The organism is Rhabdobacter roseus (assembly GCF_014202275.1).
Taxonomy (GTDB): Bacteria; Bacteroidota; Bacteroidia; order Cytophagales; family Spirosomataceae; genus Rhabdobacter; species Rhabdobacter roseus.
In genome coordinates this window covers 796,848-814,620 of sequence record NZ_JACHGF010000002.1, presented here as the reverse complement: position 1 = coordinate 814,620, position 17,773 = coordinate 796,848, and the positions used below count along the sequence as shown (strand labels likewise).

Genomic DNA, 17,773 nt, shown 5'->3' with positions numbered 1-17,773 from the left:
GAGTCAGGGTTAAAAAGTAATACTGAGGCCCGCCGTGTAGGTTTTGGCCGAGGGGTACTCAAACAGCGTACCGTACAGCTTCCCGCGCTCGGGATCGGTCAGGGTGTAGTCCGAGAACGTCAGCACGTTCTGTCCGTTGACGTAAACCCGCGCCCGGCTGATGCCCACGCGCTGGGTGAGGGCCGTGGGCAGGGTGTAGCCCAGCTGGATGTTTTTGAGCCGGAGGTACGAAATATCCTGCAGCCAGAAGGTCGAGTTCTGGAAGTTTTGCGGGTACCCGGTAGCCGTGGTGAGGCGCGGCAGGCGGGCGTTGGGGTTCTCGGGCGTCCAGGAGTCGGTGAGCCACTCGCGGGTCACGCCCGCGCCGTTGTTGTAGGGCTGGGCGTAGTTGTGCGTTACGTAGGTATCGACGTTGGCAATGCCGTTGAAGAGCGTCGAAAAATCGAAGCCTTTGTAGTTGGCTCCCAGCGTGAAGCTGTAGGTATACTCCGGAAACGAGCGGCCCGTGATCACGCGGTCGTTGTTGTCGATGATGCCGTTGCCGTCCACGTCGCGGTACTTGATGTCGCCGGGCTTGGTGGCGTTGTTCTGGAAGGCGTGTGCTTTGATTTCTTCCTCGTTTTGGAAAATACCCTCGGCCTCCAGCAGGTAGTACGAGCGGATGGGGGACCCCTCCTGTGTAATGGTGTTGCTGCCGTAAAGTACCTGTCCGCCCAGATTGGTTACCTCGTTGCGGTTGTAAGCTACGTTGAAGCCTGCGTTGTACTCAAACTCCTTTCCTAGCTTGCTGCGGTGAGTGATCGTGAGCTCGATCCCCCGGTTGCGCACGTCGCCGACGTTCTGAACAGGACCGTCGAGTTTCCCGATCTGGTCCGGGATGGTGACTCCCTGCAAAATGCCCGAAGTGAGCTTTTCGTACCACTCCAGCTCCAGGTTGAGCTTGTTGGAAAACAGCCCGGCGTCCAGCCCCAGGTTGGTGATGGTGGTCGTTTCCCAGGAAATGTTCGGGTCGCTGAAGGAGTTCACGGCTGCCCCGGCGGCAATCTGGTTGTTAAAGGTATAGTCTAAGCCTCGGCCAATGGACACGGCATTGACAAAGCTGAAGGCGGAAATTTCCTGGTTGCCCAGGCGGCCCCAGGAGGCGCGGAGCTTCAGGTTGGATACGGCGGCTACGTTTTTAAGGAATTCTTCCTCGCTGAGCCGCCAGCCCGCCGACACCGAAGGGAAGAAGCCCCAGCGGTTGCCCGCCGCGAAGCGCGAGGAGCCGTCGTTGCGGAAGTTGAACTCCAGGAGGTACTTTTCGAGGTAGTTGTAGTTCAAGCGCCCAAAGTACGACAGCAGCCGGTTGCGCCCCGAACCACCATTGACCTGCGGGTTCAGCGAACCCGCGTTCAGTTCAGTCAGTTCGTTGCCAAAGTACCCTTCGCGGTAAGCGTTGAAGTTGGAATTGTAGAACGACTCTGCACTATAGCCCAGCAAGCCGCCTAGCTGGTGAGCGCCCAGCTGCTTCTGGTAGTTCAGCGTATGAAACATCGTCAGGTTCATTTCGCCGTTTTGGGCGCGGTAGGCGCTGCGCGGCATGCCGTTGAAGTCGATGGGCGTCGTAACGCCGCTCTTGGGCTCGAACTTGGTTACGAGCGGGACGAAGCGCGACTGGATGCCGTTGAAGTAGTTGATGGCCACATTCACTTTGTAGGTCAGATCGAACGGCAGGCGGTACTCGGCAAACAGGTTGGCGAGCATGCGCATGGTCGCGTTGTTGTTAGAACCTTCCGTAGCCAGGGCGATGGGGTTGCGGAAGAGGTTGTGGCCCGGCGTACGTACCCAGGTGTCGGCGTAGCGGCCGTCGCTCATGAGAGTAGGCTGCGTGGGTAGTACCCGGTAGATCTGGTTCATGAGGTAGTCGTTGCCGATCACGCTCTCGTTACGGTCCCAGTAGGTACCCGAGAGGTTCAGACCCATTTTGAGGCGTTTGGAAACTTCCGAGGTAATGGACGAACCGATCGAGTACTTGCGGGCGTCGGAGCCCATCAGGATGCCCTGCTGGTTGAGGTACCCGGCCGAGATCGAGAAGGTAGTGCGGTCGCTGCCGCCCGAGAACCGGAGGTTGTGCTCCTGCATGGGCGCACGGCTGAAAAGTACGTCGAACCAGTTGGTGTTGGGATATACCTCGGGATTGTTGGGGTTGTTACGAAACTCGTCGATCGTGGCCTGCGAGTACTCGGGTTGTTTGCCTTCATTGGCCAGGGCGCGGTTTTTGCCCTCCATGTACTCCACGGAGTTGAATACGGCGTCGGGCAGGTAGGTGACCCGCTGAAAACCCACGTAGTTGTTGTAATCTACCTTGAGCTTCCCCTTCTGACCCGACTTGGTTTTGATCAGGATCACGCCGTTGGCGGCGCGGTTGCCATAAATGGCCGCCGAAGCGGCGTCTTTCAGGACCGAAATGCTCTCAATGTCGTTGGGGTTGATGTCGCGCAGGCTGTACGCAATCCCGTCTACCAGGACCAGCGGGTCGTTGCTGCCCAAGGTACCTAAGCCCCGAATCCGGATGTTGGCCCCGTCGGCACCGGGCTGGGCGGTGGGCTGGTTGACGTACACGCCCAGTATCCCTTGCAGGGCTTGCTCCGAGTTCGTCAGGGGGCGGTTGGCCAGGAATTTCTCATCGACGGTCGCCACCGAGCCCGTCACGTTGACTTTCTTTTGGGTACCGTAACCCACCACCACCACTTCGCTCAGCGCTTTCACGTCCGGCCGGAGCTGTACGGTGAGGCTGGAGCGGCCGATGAGGGGTACTTCCAGCGTCTCGAAGCCGATGGAGGAGAACACCAGCGTACCGTTGGCATCGGGCAGGGTAAGCGAAAAAGCGCCATCGGCGTTGGTAGTGGTACCTTGGGTACCTCCTTTCAGCAGCACACTCACGCCGGGTATACCCACGCCCTTGTCATCGTTCACCACGCCATTGACGGCCACATCCAGGGCGCGCAGGGTACTTTCGGGACGTGGTTCGACCGAGCTCTGGGAGCTGGGGGTAGGTAGTACGGGTACTTTTTTCGCTTCTTTCCGAACGGGCAGGATGGCGTACACGCCGTCGTCCACTTTTTTATACTTGAGGCCCAGGTCTCGTAGCACGAGGTCGAGGGCTCGCTCTACTTTGGGTTGTTTGGGCAGCGGATAGGCCAGGTACTTGCCGCTGATCTGCGACTCTTCGTACATGATATTGACCTGGTAGGTAGTTCCCAGCTCGGTCAGGATGGTTTTCAGCGAGCGGGTACCTTTCTGCGGAGAGGACGACACTTCCTGCGAAGAAGCCATAATCGCCTGCCCAAAGGTACTTTGTGCACTCAAAAGTACCCCGGCGGCCAGCCCCAGCGCGCGGATCTGGGGAAGTAGATTGGTAGATTTTTTTTGCATGGGTTTAGTTAAGATAGTAAAGTATAAAAAAAGTTAAGGGTTAGGACGAATTTCAAGCGAGTGATCCGGGTTTTCCACCAGGTGGGCGTTGAGGAGCGTGGCGACGGTGGCAAGAAGTACCCGGTAATCCTGGCTGGGCACCGTACCACTCAGCCGCCGGTTGGCCAGCGTGGTGTCGGGCAGTAGTACCCGCAGGCCGTAGGTATCTTCCACCCGTTGCAGGATTTCCCGCACCGGGGTACTTTCAAAGACCAACTGGTAGTTACGCCAGGAAGAGTAGTGGTCGGCCTGGACGGTTTGGCGGGTAAGCTGGCGGGTTTTTCGGTTGAGGGCAATCAGATCGTTCGGCTTCATATCCAGCGCTTCGTGTGCGGGTACCTTCACCCGCGTTTGGCCCGTGTTCAATACCACTTGGGTACCTTCATCGCGACTGGCGACGTTGAACGAAGTTCCTACTACCTCCACGGCCAGGTCGGTGGTTTCGACCACAAAGGTTTGCTGCGGGCCGAGGTGCTGTACCTCAAAAAAGGCTTCGCCTTCCAGCTGTACTTTTCGTTCCTGACCCGGCTTCCAGGCCGTCAGGCGCAGGGTACTGTTGGCGTTGAGGGTCGCTACGGAGCCGTCGGGTAGTTCCACGCGCCGTACTTCGCCGTAGGCCGTTTGGTAGGCGAGCTCCGTGGGCCGAAGCAGCAGCAGCCACGCCACCAGGCCCAGTACCACCAGAACCATGGCGGCGGCCACCCAGGTGCGGTACATAGGTACCTGGCGGGTACTTTGCCACCACGCGGCTTCGGCCGGGAGCTGCGCTATTTCGGACTGAATGCGAGCAAGGTACGCCTGCACGGCTGCCTCGGACAGCGGTTTTTCCTTTACCCGCAGCTGTAGGACCAGGTAGCGGGCCTGTGCCAGCTCCACTGCCCGTTCCGGGTATAGCGTCAGCCAGCTCTGCCAAAAAGCCTCGTTTTCCTGGAAAAGTACCCATTGCCGAAAGGTTTCGTCAAAAACAAAATCTTCTGCCCGGTAGGACGTATAGTCGCTCATATGGTAGGTCGTAAAAGTAGCCTTGTACACCTATGGGGGAGTAAGGCGCGTTTTATACTTACCCGAATTGAAAATTTTCTGGAAATAATGACAGAACTAGGCGTAAGTCTCTTTCTCGCACAGGGATAGCAGCAGGGGGAGTAAGGGAAGCAATAGGTGCTGACGTAGGGTTTTGATGGCCTGGTAAAGCAGGTTCCGCACCGACTGGGTGTTCACGTTCATGATGGTGGAGATTTCCTCGAAGTCCAGGTTCTGGAAATAGCGCAAGTAAACTACCTCCCGCTGCCGGGGGCTCAGGCTCTCGATGAGCTGGTTGAGCCGCTGAAGCTGCGCCTGGGTTGTTTCTTCGTCGATGCCTTTATCCAGAGCCGAGTTTTCGATCTCCAGCTCGTAGGCATCGAAGGGAAGCCTTTCAGTGAGCCTATACATGGGCTTTTGACGGGTACTGATGATCTTCCGGCGCAAGGCCTTGAGCAGGTACGGCTTCACGTGCTCGGTAGCGCTGAGGGTACTTCGGTTGCGCCACAGGTCCACACAGAGGTCCTGGATGCAGTCCTTTACAAAATCCTCGTCGTCAGAAAATTTGCTGCCGTAATGATAAAGTACCCGGTAATGACGGGCAATGAGGGTATCAAAAGCCGAACCATCGCCTTCTCTGAAAAGATTCCACAAGTAGCTCTCATCCATGGGTGTCGGTAGGCGGCGGTATTCAGATGTTCCAATGAAGAGGCAAAGGTATAAACAGGAGGCATGATTTGTACTAAAACTTTATTTTTTGGGGATTTTGCGAGCTAGCCGGAGCCGCGGGCAGGTACTTTGGAGAGGAAAGAAAAACGCATAGTTAATTTTAACTATTTTTGCGCCTTCGGTAGCTACGAGTAGAATTTCCTATGGCATGAGAAATCAATTTAGAAAACGCATCAGACTGGCCCGTTACGTCATTTATAAAGAAACCCTGATTGATTACAGAGAGCAGATCTGGACCTTCATCGGCTCCTTCCTGGGGTTGAGTTTGATCGGCGTTTTGAATACGGACATCCTCTCACCCAATGACAATCTGTTTCTGATCGGTTCTTTCGGGGCCACGGCGGTATTGCTCTACGGGATTATCAACAGTCCCCTGGCGCAGCCCCGCAACCTCGTGGGCGGACACGTACTCAGCGCGCTGGTGGGGGTTACGGTCTGTCACCTCATGCCGGATCTGGTGTGGCTGGCGTCGGCACTGTCGGTATCATTATCCATCGTACTGATGCAAATTACCAAGACGCTGCACCCGCCCGGCGGCGCTACGGCGCTGATTGCCAGCATCGGCTCCGAGAAGATTCGGGCGCTGGGGTACTGGTACGTGCTGAGTCCGGTGCTGTCGGGGGTACTTATTTTGCTGTTGGTGGCGCTGGTCTGCAACAATCTCTCTCCCCAGCGTAGCTATCCGAAAAACAAAAATTGGTATAAATTCTGGCAGCGAAAGTACCGGTAAGTGCTAGTTCCCGTTTGCAAGGGAGGTTCATTCGCGTTTGCAACGCGAATGCCCGAGCCAAAGCGTTTGTAACGCGAAAAACCAAAAGTACCTACGTATCTGAGGTACCTTATGATCCCCGAAGCTACGCGCATTGCAAATGCGCGCTACTACCCACTCGCGTTGCAAACGCGAACAAACCAAAAACGCGCACAACCCCGCACGCCAAGAGGCAGCAACCAAGGCGGGTACCAGCTACATTATCTAAAAACCATTTGGCTAGTCCGGAAGCCGTTGGCCTAGAAAGACCTGACAGAATTACTTGATTGGCGTATTTTTGTGTATAATCACGAACCAAGCTACATGCTATGAAAGCGAAACTGAGCCGCGAGGGGCTGCTGGTCCTACTCGTAGGGGGTACTCCCGTTCTGGTCTTTCTGGAGTTGACCGGCTTCGGCTGGATTGCCGCCCTGGTGCGACAACCCTCTGACCTGGCCGTGCTGGCGGGAGTACTGGCGCTGGCGCTGTTTGGCCTGGGGAATTATTTATTAGTCAAACTGATCGTAAATCAATTTAAACGAACCTCCTCATGAAAAAACTGTATCTTTATTTATTGCTGGTTCCGGTCTTCATTATTGGGGCCGTGTCGAGCTGTACCCGCATTGACGCCGGCCACGAAGGGGTACTTGTGAAGCTTTACGGTACCGACAAAGGCGTACAGGATGTGTCGCTGGTGACGGGGCGCGTATGGTATAATCCGTTCACGGAGGAAGTCTTTGAGTTTCCGACTTTCGTGCAGACGGTCGACTACCCTAACTTCACCGTAAACGCCAAGGATGGCTCGGTATTCACCGTCGATCCTACCATTTCGTTTCGGGTCATCGCGGGGGAGAGTCCCCGGATTTTTGCCAAGTACCGCAAGGACATCGGACAAATCACCCAAACGACCCTGTTCAACTACACCCGCGATGCCTTTCGGATTCAGTTCAACCAGTACAGTACCGACAGCATCATTTCCAATCGGCAGTCGTTTGAAGACAAGGTGCAAAAGGCCCTGGGCGAATCGCTGCAACGGGAGGGGTTCCAGCTGGAGCAAATGACCAGCGGCTTGCAGTACCCCGAGGTGATTGTACAGGCCGTTAACCTGAAGAACCAGGCCGTGCAGCAGGCCATGCAGGTAGAAAACGAACTGAAAGTGGCCGAAGCCCAGGCCCGCAAAAAAATTGTGGAAGCCGAAGCCGAAGCCCGCGCCAACGAGCTACGCCAGCGCACGCTCACGCCACTGCTCATCCAGCAGCAGTTCATCGAGAAGTGGGACGGCAAAACCCCCCTCTACGGCAATTCACCCATCTTTTTTAAGAATGTGAATTGAAATTCATTGCGGCCTGTGTGGAGACACAGGCCGCTTAGTTCTGATACCGATTAATGAATGCTTTCTACGGTGAAGTACTTCATAAGAAATTCTTTCTTGATCTAACGGTCTCTGATAGCCTCCGGATTAAATTCAAAACACGGGTTAAACACATTTAGATAGATGCATGGTGTGGGAAAGATAGTTGTCATCCTATCCTGCCCTTTTGCGCTATCTCTTCACAATCATCGGCCCCAAGGAGCACTGACAGCAGCGCAATGACTAAGCTATCCAGGCAGGGAATAGCTACGTTTTCGCAGCGCGCCTACGGGTAAAGAATCTTTCGTACCTGCTCGATGGCAATCCTGTTTTTCCAGGTGTCCAGGTTTTGAAGGACGATGATGGTTTTTCCCCTATCCAAATGCCGGTCGAAGTAGTGGATATAGCCGGCCCAGCTGCCGGAGTGACTGACCAGTTTCCCATATTGCTCATCTTGTTTCAACATCCATCCGAAGCCGTAGCCCGTTTCTCGGCCATCCTGGGTTTTCAGCCCATTGAAGAGCTGCTCTTTGTCCTGAAGGCCAATCAGTTGATCGGTATACAGGGCTTGGTCCCATTTGAGCAGGTCGCGGGCCGTCGAGCTCACCCCGCGGTCTCCCACCATACCATCGAGGAAGTACGTAAAGAACTCCTTGCCGTAGCTGTCCGGCGTCACTTTGTTGCCCAGACTATCCAAAAGGTACCCCAGGGCATAATCCTCTACCTCCTGTGGTTTGAATCTGCTTTGGTAAACCAACGTATGAGTCATGCCTAAAGGCTTGAAAATGGCCTGGTCGAGAAAGTCAGCGTACGTTTGGCCGGACACCCGCTCAATGATGCTCCCCAGCAGCACATAGCCCGTATTGCTGTAGTTAAATTTTTCGTTGGGCTGAAAAAGCACCCCGGGTTGCACCTGGGCAAATGCTTTAATCACATCCTCATTGGTAGCAAACTTGCTTTTATCCCAATGAGCAATGAAGTAATCTGTGTAATTGGGTAAGCCGCTGGTGTGATGAAGCAAATGGCGAAGGGTAATTTTATCATAGTGGGCAAGTTCTGGCAGGTACTTAGCCATGGGGTCGTCATAGGCTAGCTTGCCCTGCTTTTGTAGAAGTACAATAGCCAGGGCGGTGAATTGTTTGGACAGCGAGGCCAGCTCAAATGCGGACTTGGGATTCAGCATTCGATCGGACTGCTCATCAGCCTTGCCGTAGCTTTTCTCAAAAATGGGGACTCCCTTTTCGGCAATGAGCACATTGCCATTGAAATTTTTCTGGCGATGCAGCTGAGAGAACAGGCTGTCGAGTAGGGCGGACTTGCTTTGAGCCGGAGCCGGGGTGACCAGATACACGCTCAGCCAGCACAGCAGCAGTAATTTCTTCATGGTACAAATAAGGAATGGGTAAGTGAAAACTATTGCACCAAATATATTATATATAATTAAATAATATATAAGATTTAATACAGTTTGCGTCCGTAATGAAATAGGGGATAATGGTACTCGTGAGTAGTTGACTCTTATAATCAAGCGCAGTTCGCCTAGGCATCCGATTAAACATTACAACACAAGAAAATCGAATATGAAAAATATAATATTTTATGGTATTATTTATATATACGTATACTATAGCAAGCGGACTAAGCCAAGTACCTACCTCCATCAACACGGTCAACGCGCACACGAAGCGCTTGGAGGCTAAGCTGGGAGCTCCGGAACGCACCCGGCGTTGGTACTAAATTAATTCGCGTTAATGAGGGGAGACAGAAGGCTTTACATCATGATTTTTCTCCTACCCTTTGGAACATCGGGCTGGATTTTCGCTATATTTACACGAGTACTAGGATCTAACGCTTTAGGTAGCCACACCATGAAACGCTCCGTCAAGTACCTCGCTTGGATTTTCCTCTTGGCCTGCGTTGTGGGCTGTCAGTATCCGCTGCTTGACCTTTTGCCCAGCGAAAAGCCGCGCCTTATGTCCATTCGTCTCCCCGGCGTTCCGAAGGAGAATATTTCGATTGATCAGAAGAAGAACCTGATTCGGGCAAAGGTACCCGAGCGGCTACCGGCGGTAGCGCCGTTGGATCAGCACCACAATGCCTATGTCTTGGGGAATGGCCTTGTAGGCATGATCAATTGGGCTACCCTGTTTACCGAAGACTCGCTGCATTACCGGCAAATCGAACTCAAGGAGATAGGGCCTTCAACCCAAACCCAACCTCCGAAGGTAGCCGTAACCTATCAGGTCGAGTTCATTCCGCAAGGGCCCTTGCAAATCGACGCGGAGCGGCTTGCGTCCATGTCGCCCAGCGAGGTAGGCTCCTGGGTACTAACAATTCCCTTCAAAAACCTGTACGCCAACGCACTGCCGGTCCAGACTCGTTTTACCAACCGCGAAACGAAGGAGGTTTCGGTATACAACACGGCCTCACCCAACCTGATTGACGACGGAAATCCGTATGTACGGATGCTGAGCCGCTCCTGGGGATCGAGTGATGATCAGTTGAATTTGCTGATCGTAAACATCCTTACTTTCGGGGCCAAGGTAACTCCCGGTACCTACGATATCGAATTTGTGACCCAAGACGGTAGCGTATTGGCGGTACCTCGGCCCATCACCTTTCCGCTAAACATAGTGCGCTTAAACGGCTGGGAAGTGGAGGAGGTACCTCGTCTGCGTCCGGGCGAAACCTACGTCCTGACTGGTCGGAACCTGTTCGCAAATGATATTTCGATCACCGTGCTCGACACGAACGATCAGGTGGTGGAGGTACCTGAGGTGGAATTTGACCCTTACGGTACCGAAATAGACTTAAAGCTCCCCCCAACGATCCCGCCGGGACACTACGTAATCCGAATCGTCAGTAACGCCACGAGAGCCAACTATTGCCGCCAAATCCAGGTAACTTCCCGGCCCCTTGCTCCTCTGGAAATCAGCCGTGTAAGCCCCGCTTCTCTCGACTGCTCAATCCGGGAACCACTGGTGCTGAAACGGACCGTTTTCACTCAACTGTTGGTCGGCGGAACGGCCGCGCGCGTCCGACTGAAGCTGGTCGCCGTGCAGGACTCTACCCGGGTACATTTTGTCCGTACCGATCCGCCCCGGCTTTCGGAAGATCAAACGACCTTCACGCTGCGTACCCTGATCGACATCCCGGCGGGCAGGTACTACGGGGCGGTGCAGGCGGTGGACGACTTCGGCAATATGACCCAGGAAGGTCCGCTCTACTGGCGCGTGTTGGAGGTACGCTGAAAGCATAAAAAGACGATGTTTTTCATTGTTTTGTAATAAGGATGTAGTTATATTTATCCACCCAATTCTACCATTCTACACCCATGAAGACAAACCCTATGAGGTACGTACTGGTTGCTCTGCTGGCGCTGGCAGGCTGCAACCCCGAGGAAGCCGTTGTTTTGTATCCTCCACTCAGCCCAGAGCCAATACAAAAATCCTACGCACCCGATTCGGTGCTCAAGTACCTACCCCAGCTGGGAGACGTTAACCAGGTTCGACAGTATCCATTTGGGGCCACGGGAAAACCAGCCACTTCCTTGCGGCTGATGGAATTTACGGAGAACAATGGTTCTATATCCTACAAAACTGTTTTTCAATACGACCCAACCGGGCGCTTGTCCCAATGGACTTGTTATAACCAAGATGGTTTTATTTGGTCTCGGCAAACCTACCGCTATGACGAAGGAGGAAAGGTGGAGGTTAAGACGGATTTTAATAAGGACGTTCCGAGAGTGAGTTATGGTATACAAATAACGACCAATGACCTTCTGCCGGTTTATACCTCCTTGTTTGAACCCGTAGCCAACCATTCGTCTCGCGTTATGAGGACTGAGGTGGTGGAGGAAATGCCATTAAGAATACTACAACCAGGTACTACTCTATCCCGTCTCAGCTTTGGAACGGACGGACGGCTGGCTCGGCAGGATGTGTTGTACCGACACGGAGTAGATGAGACCATAACGTCGTCGAGCATCTTCAAATGGAATGAAAAAGGGAATACCGATTTTATCCATAATGTATCCTTTAACAACTCAAACGTATCCTATTACACCTACGACGATAAGCCCAACCCTTTTCGGATTTCGGGGGACATCACGCTCTTTAAGAACTTGCTTCCCAGCGGATGGGCCGGGATTTCGAGTGCAAACAATGTCGTGAGTATGGAGGTTGTTTCAATAGCTGGCGTACATGAAAAGCTCGACTATCGGTACGAATACCGGCCCGATGGCTACCCAACTACCATGAAAGTGTATCGGAATGGCGAATTGATAAGTACCCGAACGTTCAAATACAATGAGTAATACAAAAAAATGCCCCGGCCTGCGCTAGGGCAATGCACAAGCACACACCTTCTCCCCACCCACTTTGCTTCCTGAGTATGAGTACCATTAGGTAGTCCGAAAAATACAGACCCCGTTTCGGGTAAATTCTCAATTAGCCCCGGTAGCTTTCGAGGCGGTTGTATTTCGAATGAATAAAAGGCCGTCAAAGTCAATCCCGGCAACGATTGGTAAAGGCTTCGGCTCCTGCCAATTTGAGTAAATATTCGTAATGGAATTCTTGGTGTTTAGTAGGGGATTGGGGACGGCATGAAAATCAACAAAAAAGGCCTCAAAGTTCGCTTTACTAAATAAGGCCGAAAACGTACTATCGGTACCTACAAAATCATGACTTTCAAACTGGCCGTGGTTTAGCACGCTCACGCTTCCCGAGTAGGTATCTAAGCCAATGGCGTAATACTGCTCTCCAAAGTGTTTTTTGAGGTAGAACCCCATGGCTTTGTATTGAGCCATGGTGGTGTCTTTAGCCAGATGCAGGTTTTGTGACCAAAGAATGCTTTTAGGAGTGCCCTGCTCATGGGCTCTGATAAAATTCGAGGCCATTTTTTCGTCCCGCGTGAACGGGTCGCTCCAGAATTCTTCGTCGTCGAAGCCGATCATTTTTACCTTATCGTTTGGTGATCGCGATTCATTGAATGACTTCAGCCACCGGCAAAGCTTGTAAATCTCATCGGCATTATACAACCCCATGATTTTGAGTAGGCTCTTCAAATTTCCATTACCGGTTTGGAGGTATTGGTTGATGGGTTCAATATACGAAGCTGGAGATTCCAAGGCGATGAGCCGGTACTGGTCCTGGCTGACCAGGTATTGTATGATTCGTCGCTTTTGGTAATAGAACTCCTGGGTACCGTGAGAAGCTTCACCCAAGCCCAGTATGGTTTTGCCTTTTAGCGTGCTTGATAAAAAGCGAAGATCCTGGTCCGTCGAAGTTGAGTCTGACTGTAATTCGTGTGCACGCTTATTAATCCAATCAACCGACTCCGTTTGGGCATGTACCTGGCAAGGTAGAATTACTAAATAGACTACGGCAATCCTACTCCAGAGAATTTTCAAAGAATGCATACGTTGGTGAGTTTTTATATTTATCTGCTCAAATATATTCTAAATAATAGAATATACAAGTAATTTTTATATAAAAGCAAAAATATAAAAGTACCCTTTTATTTTCAGTCCCGCAGCATGTCCTCATAGGAAGCAAGGTACTTAAAGTACCCTAGCAGTGGGTAGGAAGCAGCATTAGGTAGCGCAAAAAGTACCTAGCTCATACTGGCTAGGTACTTTATCGTTACCCAATAAGTCTGTGGGGACACAGCCTCTGGTAGTACTCTTTCAACAAAAACCGGATGCTATTGCTTTCTGACCGTGCCTACGCCATACCGTTTTACCTGACGCATTTTAAGTTGATTGTCGACAATCTCTACTTTTTTTAGATCCATGAAATTACCCTCGGCGTCGTAGAAGCCAATCATGCAGGCCAGGTCGTCTTCGTGTTTTTGTACGTCCACTTTGGGCTGGTGGCCGAAGTTGGGAATATCGACGCTGTCCTTGACATCCAGCATTTTGTAGGTTACATCCACCCGGTAGCGGAAGCGCAGCGGCGTTTCGTACAGCTTCACCGTGAATTCGAAGTTATTCAGCTCGTCGGGAACGGGCGTGGTGTAGGTGGCTACGGGCTTGGGGTTGACATGGGTGCGCTCCTGCGGAATGGTGTCGTTCACCACAATTCGTTTTTCCGGGGTATCCTTGTTCTTTTGGGTGCGGTTACAGCCGGCCACCAAAGCCAGCAAGAAAAGTAAAACGGGTATTCTCATACGTGGGAAAGAATGGGTGGTTGAAAAATGAGTATGGTTAATGAAGGGGGAAATTAGTGATTTTTTCGTCTTACCATTACGGGCCCCATCGGAATGTTTTTTGCGTTATTGGTAAAAAATCACGGGGTTATCATCTACTTTACCTGTAAGCCTGCTACCAGCCAAGTTATTAACCATTTCTAAACCAACTCCCTTTAAAGTACTTTTCACGATGAAACATACGCTCTTTCTATTCTTCTTTCTAACCGGTGCATGGGTAGCCCGGGGGCAAAATACAGGCCCGCTTGAAAAGGTAGTGATCACATCCCAAAAGGGGAAAACCCAGGTAAGTACCCAAGCCAACGGAGAATTACTCGTCAATGTACCCCCCAAAGAGGCAGCTAAATTTAAAGCCGCTGGTTTGGTGCGGTATAGTGACTTCGGGGCCAGGGGCGATGGCAAGACCGACGACATGGACGCCATTGCGGCGACCCATGCCTTTGCCAACCAGCAAGGCCTACCGGTGAAGGCGGACGATGGGGCTACCTACTACGTGAGTGGAAAAGAGCGTACCGCGATCATCCGGACCGATACGGATTTTGGCAAAGCGTCCTTCATCCTTGATGATACGGAAGTACAAAATCGCAATGCGTCGGTTTTCCTGGTCAGTTCCAGTTTGCAACCATTCAAACTCGAAACGATCAAGTCTCTTAAGCGAAACCAGGAGAAAATAGACGCCTCGTTGCCCGGCCCTTGCCTGATTACGGTCACCAATTCCCACGTTAAGCATTACATTCGGTTTGGGCTAAACCAAAACAACGGATCGTCGCAGACGGACATTTTTGTAGTGGACAAAAACGGCAAGGTAGATATGAACGCTCCGATCATCTGGGACTTTGACCAGATCACGGAGATCACGGCACTTCCTATCGACGAAAAGCCGCTGAAAATCACCGGTGGACGTTTTACCACGAAGGCCAACCAAGCCGAATCAAAGTACACCTACTATAGCCGTAATATTGCCATCCGGAGGTCCCACGTGGAGGTAGACGGGCTCGAACACCGCGTTACGGGCGAAGGCGAGCAGGGAGCACCCTATGGCGGCTTCCTTCATATTGGTGATTGCGCTTATGTTACGGTTAAAAACACGATCCTGACCGGCCACAAGACCTACAGCACCATTGGCGCAGCGGGTAAGCCCGTCTCGATGGGCTCCTACGACCTTTCGGTCAACCGGGCGCTCAACGTATCTTTCCTGAACTGCAGCCAGACCAACGACATCGACGACAACAAATACTGGGGAATCCTGGGCTCTAACTTCAGCAAGAATTTGCTGTATGATCATTGTACTTTTTCCCGCTTTGACGCCCACCAGGGGGTAGCCAATGCCACCATTCGTAACTCGACGCTGGGGCACATGGGAATCAATGCCATTGGCAGCGGACTCTTACTGGTGGAAAATTCCACCATCCGCGGCCGGAGCATCGTCAACCTGCGCTCCGACTACGGCAGCACCTGGCAGGGAGACGTAGTGATCCGCGACTGTGTCTTTGTACCCGCGGGCGGTAAACCCACCAACGCGGCCCTGATCAGTGGCTCGTACTCCGGCCAGCACGATTTTGGCTACACCTGCTACATGCCGGAAAAGATCACGATTGAGAATCTACGTATCGACGACTCCCAACATCCGGAAACTTACCAGGGACCGGCTATTTTCACCAATTTCAACCCGGAACTGACCGACGACTCCTACCAGGAGAAGTTTCCCTACGTAAAAACCAGGGTCGTGACGCTTAAAAATGTGACTACTGCCAGCGGCAAGTCCCTGCGGGTGAGTGATAATCCGTACATGTTTAAGGATGTGAAGATTAAGGCGGAGTGATGTAAAGAAAGTACGTTTTTTTCCCAGAAATCAAAAATGCCGCTTGAATTGCTTCAAGCGGCATTTTGTGGAGACGGAGGTTCTTGAACCTATCATATCATTAATAATCACACTATATCAAATTTACACATTTAAAGGCTGTTATAGTAATTTGGCGTAAAAGTAAATAAGATAAGATAAATTTAAAAATCACATAAAGTGTGTGTAGATTTGTGTGTAGGTCTAATATTTACACACAGTGGAGCAGTCTATATTCGAGATAAAAAGAAGCATATCCTTCTTTCTGGAGAAGCGGAAAGACAAAGACGGGCAACTGATCAGGACCAATGTGCCCATTCGTATGGCCATCAGCTTCAATGGGAGGCGGGTAATGCTCAATGCCGGTTATCGGGTTGATGCCTCCAAATGGAACGAGGATAAACAGCGGGTAATCCCAAACACCACCCACCCCAAGCAGGTCACTGCCTCAGCCATCAATACCAGACTGAACAATCTGGAAAGCGGGGTTGATCATTTTTTCAAAACCTGTGAAGTGAAACGGACAGTACCCACTCTGGCCGATGTAAGGCAGGTAGTGGATCAAATCTCCAAACAGAAGCAGTTTAAGAAAGAAAACTTCTTCACTGTCTTTGATGAGTTTGTCAAAAGCGTAGGCCGGGAAAATGATTGGGTGAGCGACACCTATATCAAATTTTCAGTGATCAAGAACCATCTTCAAGAGTTTGACAAGGCCATTTCCTTTGAGGGATTTACCGTAGACCGGATGCTAGATTACGTGACCTACCTGAGGACCAAACGCAACATGCGAAATACCACCATCGTCAAAAGCCTGTCTTTCGTCAAATGGTTTCTCCGCTGGGCCATAAAGAATGGGTACCCCGTCAGCCAGACTACCCTTGACTTCAATCCCAAGTTGAAGGGTACCGATGGGAAAATCAAAAAGGTCGTGTTTCTGACCGTGGAGGAACTCACCCACCTTTACAACTTTCCCATCCCCGAATCAAAGGGGTATCTGGACCGGGTACGGGATGTTTTCATTTTCTGCTGCTTTACGGGCCTCCGCTATTCGGATGCTTATAACCTCAGGAAGGCTGATGATAAGGGCTCCTACATTGAATTTGTAGCCCAGAAAACCAGCGAGTCACTCAAGGTGGAAACCAACAAGTATTCCCGGGCCATCCTGGATAAATACCGTGAAGTTCCTTTAAAGGATGGGAAGGCCCTTCCCGTCATCACCAACCAGAAAATGAACGAGTACCTGAAAGAGCTGGGAGAGTTGGCCAAACTGGACACGCCCGAAACCTTGGTCTACTTCAAGGGCAACGAGCGGATAGAGGAAGTACACCCTAAATACGCCCTGCTGTCCACCCATTGCGGCCGAAAGACTTTTATCACCAACCTGCTTTATCTGGGAGTCAGTGACCACGTGATCAGGAAGTGGACTGGCCACCGTGACCATAAAAGCTTTGACGTTTATCATACCATTGTAGATGAGATCAAGGCGCGCGAAATGTCAAAATTTAATGAAATATAATATGTGAATTTCTTTGAGTAAATTAAAATGTCATTATATTTGCACTGAGACGAGATAAAAGCGGTTTGACCTCTACGATACTTTGGGGATCTTACAACTGAGTGTAGTATTTGAGGTTTACAACGAATTTGTCTTGTTGAATCATCTAATAATACCGTTTCTGTCATTGGCTTTCTAAACTGTACCTTTCCACGCATTAGGAACTGGGTAGCAAGCGCCAACAGAAAAAGGGATGAAAGATGTACTAAACGCCAGCGTGGGGGCTGTATACGTACATCTATATCTCTATGTCAACTTCCCTAATTTCAGCGGAGACCCCTATTTCTCAGCTCACGGTTGGTGAGCTTGTCCAAGTCCTTTCTTTGCATTTACCTAGCCATGATCTGAAACAGCCTCAAGTTTTGGAAAAAAAGTATGTCTATGGTATTGCAGGCTTAGCCCGGTTAATTGGCTGCTCTCATCCAACCGCCCACCGTCTCAAATCTTCGGGCAAAATTCCATATTCCCAAATCGGAAGAAAGATTGTTTTCGAGGAATCAGCGGTTTTATCTGCGTTAAACAAAAAAGGCAAAAGGTAAGTCGATGGATGCTATTGCATGCCTTTGTGGGCTAGCCTTAGAGGCTAGACGCAAGAAATATCCATCGCTACCCCTGCACGCCCTTCCCAAGCCCAGGTACTCCGACCGAACTACCAATGAGCTCACCAAGGCAATACGGATCAGCGTGGAAGGGAGGGTTATCAATCGCCGAAAGACAGTTGTCGACGTCATCGGTCGAAGCCGAACTATTGGGAGCGTCCAACGTATACGCTCCTCCGCACAAGTAGGAAGCGCAGACATCGCAGCTACGATCAACGGCCGTTCCGTGAAGATCGAAGTTAAGAAAGGCTCAGATCGCCAACGTAAAGCC

Annotated in this window: 14 protein-coding genes; 8 read left to right on the top strand and 6 right to left on the bottom strand. The window is 51.5% G+C overall.

Features of this window, described 5'->3' with window-relative positions; translation table 11 throughout:
* Nucleotides 1-9: 9 nt before the first annotated feature.
* The 3 genes from HNQ92_RS08550 to HNQ92_RS08540 form a co-directional block, all read right to left on the bottom strand.
* A complete protein-coding gene (locus HNQ92_RS08550; protein ID WP_184173139.1) occupies nt 10-3,414 on the bottom strand; it encodes a SusC/RagA family TonB-linked outer membrane protein in 3,405 nt (1,134 codons plus the stop codon).
* Nucleotides 3,415-3,447: 33 nt separating this feature from the next.
* Complete coding sequence (locus HNQ92_RS08545; RefSeq protein ID WP_184173137.1) at nt 3,448-4,455, bottom strand: FecR family protein; 1,008 nt, start codon at nt 4,453-4,455, stop codon at nt 3,448-3,450.
* 96 nt (nt 4,456-4,551) lie between these two features.
* Nucleotides 4,552-5,142 (bottom strand): RNA polymerase sigma factor, encoded by a 591-nt coding sequence (locus tag HNQ92_RS08540; RefSeq protein WP_184173135.1) that lies wholly within the window; start codon nt 5,140-5,142, stop codon nt 4,552-4,554.
* A 208-nt stretch (nt 5,143-5,350) separates the two neighbouring features.
* Between HNQ92_RS08540 and HNQ92_RS08535 the strand changes: the two genes are divergently transcribed.
* The 3 genes from HNQ92_RS08535 to HNQ92_RS08525 all read left to right on the top strand — a co-directional run bounded on the left by HNQ92_RS08535 (nt 5,351) and on the right by HNQ92_RS08525 (nt 7,283).
* Nucleotides 5,351-5,932, top strand: a complete 582-nt coding sequence (locus HNQ92_RS08535) for an HPP family protein (protein WP_184173134.1) — start codon at nt 5,351-5,353, stop codon at nt 5,930-5,932.
* A 347-nt stretch (nt 5,933-6,279) separates the two neighbouring features.
* Complete coding sequence (locus HNQ92_RS08530) at nt 6,280-6,504, top strand: hypothetical protein (protein ID WP_184173131.1); 225 nt, start codon at nt 6,280-6,282, stop codon at nt 6,502-6,504.
* Entirely contained in the window at nt 6,501-7,283 is a 783-nt protein-coding gene (locus tag HNQ92_RS08525) for an SPFH domain-containing protein (RefSeq protein ID WP_184173129.1), read from the top strand. Before HNQ92_RS08530 ends, HNQ92_RS08525 begins: the two co-directional genes overlap by 4 nt.
* 304 nt (nt 7,284-7,587) lie before the next feature.
* Here the strand turns inward: HNQ92_RS08525 and HNQ92_RS08520 are convergent, their stop codons facing one another.
* Entirely contained in the window at nt 7,588-8,685 is a 1,098-nt protein-coding gene (locus tag HNQ92_RS08520) for a serine hydrolase domain-containing protein (RefSeq protein WP_184173127.1), read from the bottom strand.
* A 589-nt stretch (nt 8,686-9,274) separates the two neighbouring features.
* Here HNQ92_RS08520 and HNQ92_RS08510 point away from each other — a divergent pair.
* Together HNQ92_RS08510 and HNQ92_RS08505 are read left to right on the top strand one after the other, a co-directional pair.
* Nucleotides 9,275-10,552 (top strand): hypothetical protein, encoded by a 1,278-nt coding sequence (locus HNQ92_RS08510; RefSeq protein WP_184173122.1) that lies wholly within the window; start codon nt 9,275-9,277, stop codon nt 10,550-10,552.
* A gap of 83 nt (nt 10,553-10,635) precedes the next feature.
* Nucleotides 10,636-11,616, top strand: coding sequence for a hypothetical protein (locus HNQ92_RS08505; protein WP_184173120.1), 981 nt, complete (start codon nt 10,636-10,638; stop codon nt 11,614-11,616).
* Between the two features lie 129 nt (nt 11,617-11,745).
* Here the strand turns inward: HNQ92_RS08505 and HNQ92_RS08500 are convergent, their stop codons facing one another.
* Both HNQ92_RS08500 and HNQ92_RS08495 read right to left on the bottom strand, forming a co-directional pair.
* Nucleotides 11,746-12,720 (bottom strand): erythromycin esterase family protein, encoded by a 975-nt coding sequence (locus HNQ92_RS08500; RefSeq protein ID WP_184173118.1) that lies wholly within the window; start codon nt 12,718-12,720, stop codon nt 11,746-11,748.
* Between the two features lie 284 nt (nt 12,721-13,004).
* Nucleotides 13,005-13,469, bottom strand: coding sequence for a hypothetical protein (locus HNQ92_RS08495; protein ID WP_184173116.1), 465 nt, complete (start codon nt 13,467-13,469; stop codon nt 13,005-13,007).
* Between the two features lie 211 nt (nt 13,470-13,680).
* Between HNQ92_RS08495 and HNQ92_RS08490 the strand changes: the two genes are divergently transcribed.
* From HNQ92_RS08490 to HNQ92_RS08480, 3 genes are all read left to right on the top strand, one after another.
* On the top strand, nt 13,681-15,330 hold the full coding sequence (locus HNQ92_RS08490) for a right-handed parallel beta-helix repeat-containing protein (protein WP_184173114.1): 1,650 nt from the start codon (nt 13,681-13,683) through the stop codon (nt 15,328-15,330).
* A gap of 238 nt (nt 15,331-15,568) precedes the next feature.
* Entirely contained in the window at nt 15,569-16,864 is a 1,296-nt protein-coding gene (locus HNQ92_RS08485; RefSeq protein ID WP_221307408.1) for a phage integrase SAM-like domain-containing protein, read from the top strand.
* Between the two features lie 287 nt (nt 16,865-17,151).
* A complete protein-coding gene (locus tag HNQ92_RS08480) occupies nt 17,152-17,442 on the top strand; it encodes a DUF3853 family protein (RefSeq protein ID WP_184173112.1) in 291 nt (96 codons plus the stop codon).
* Nucleotides 17,443-17,773: the final 331 nt, after the last annotated feature.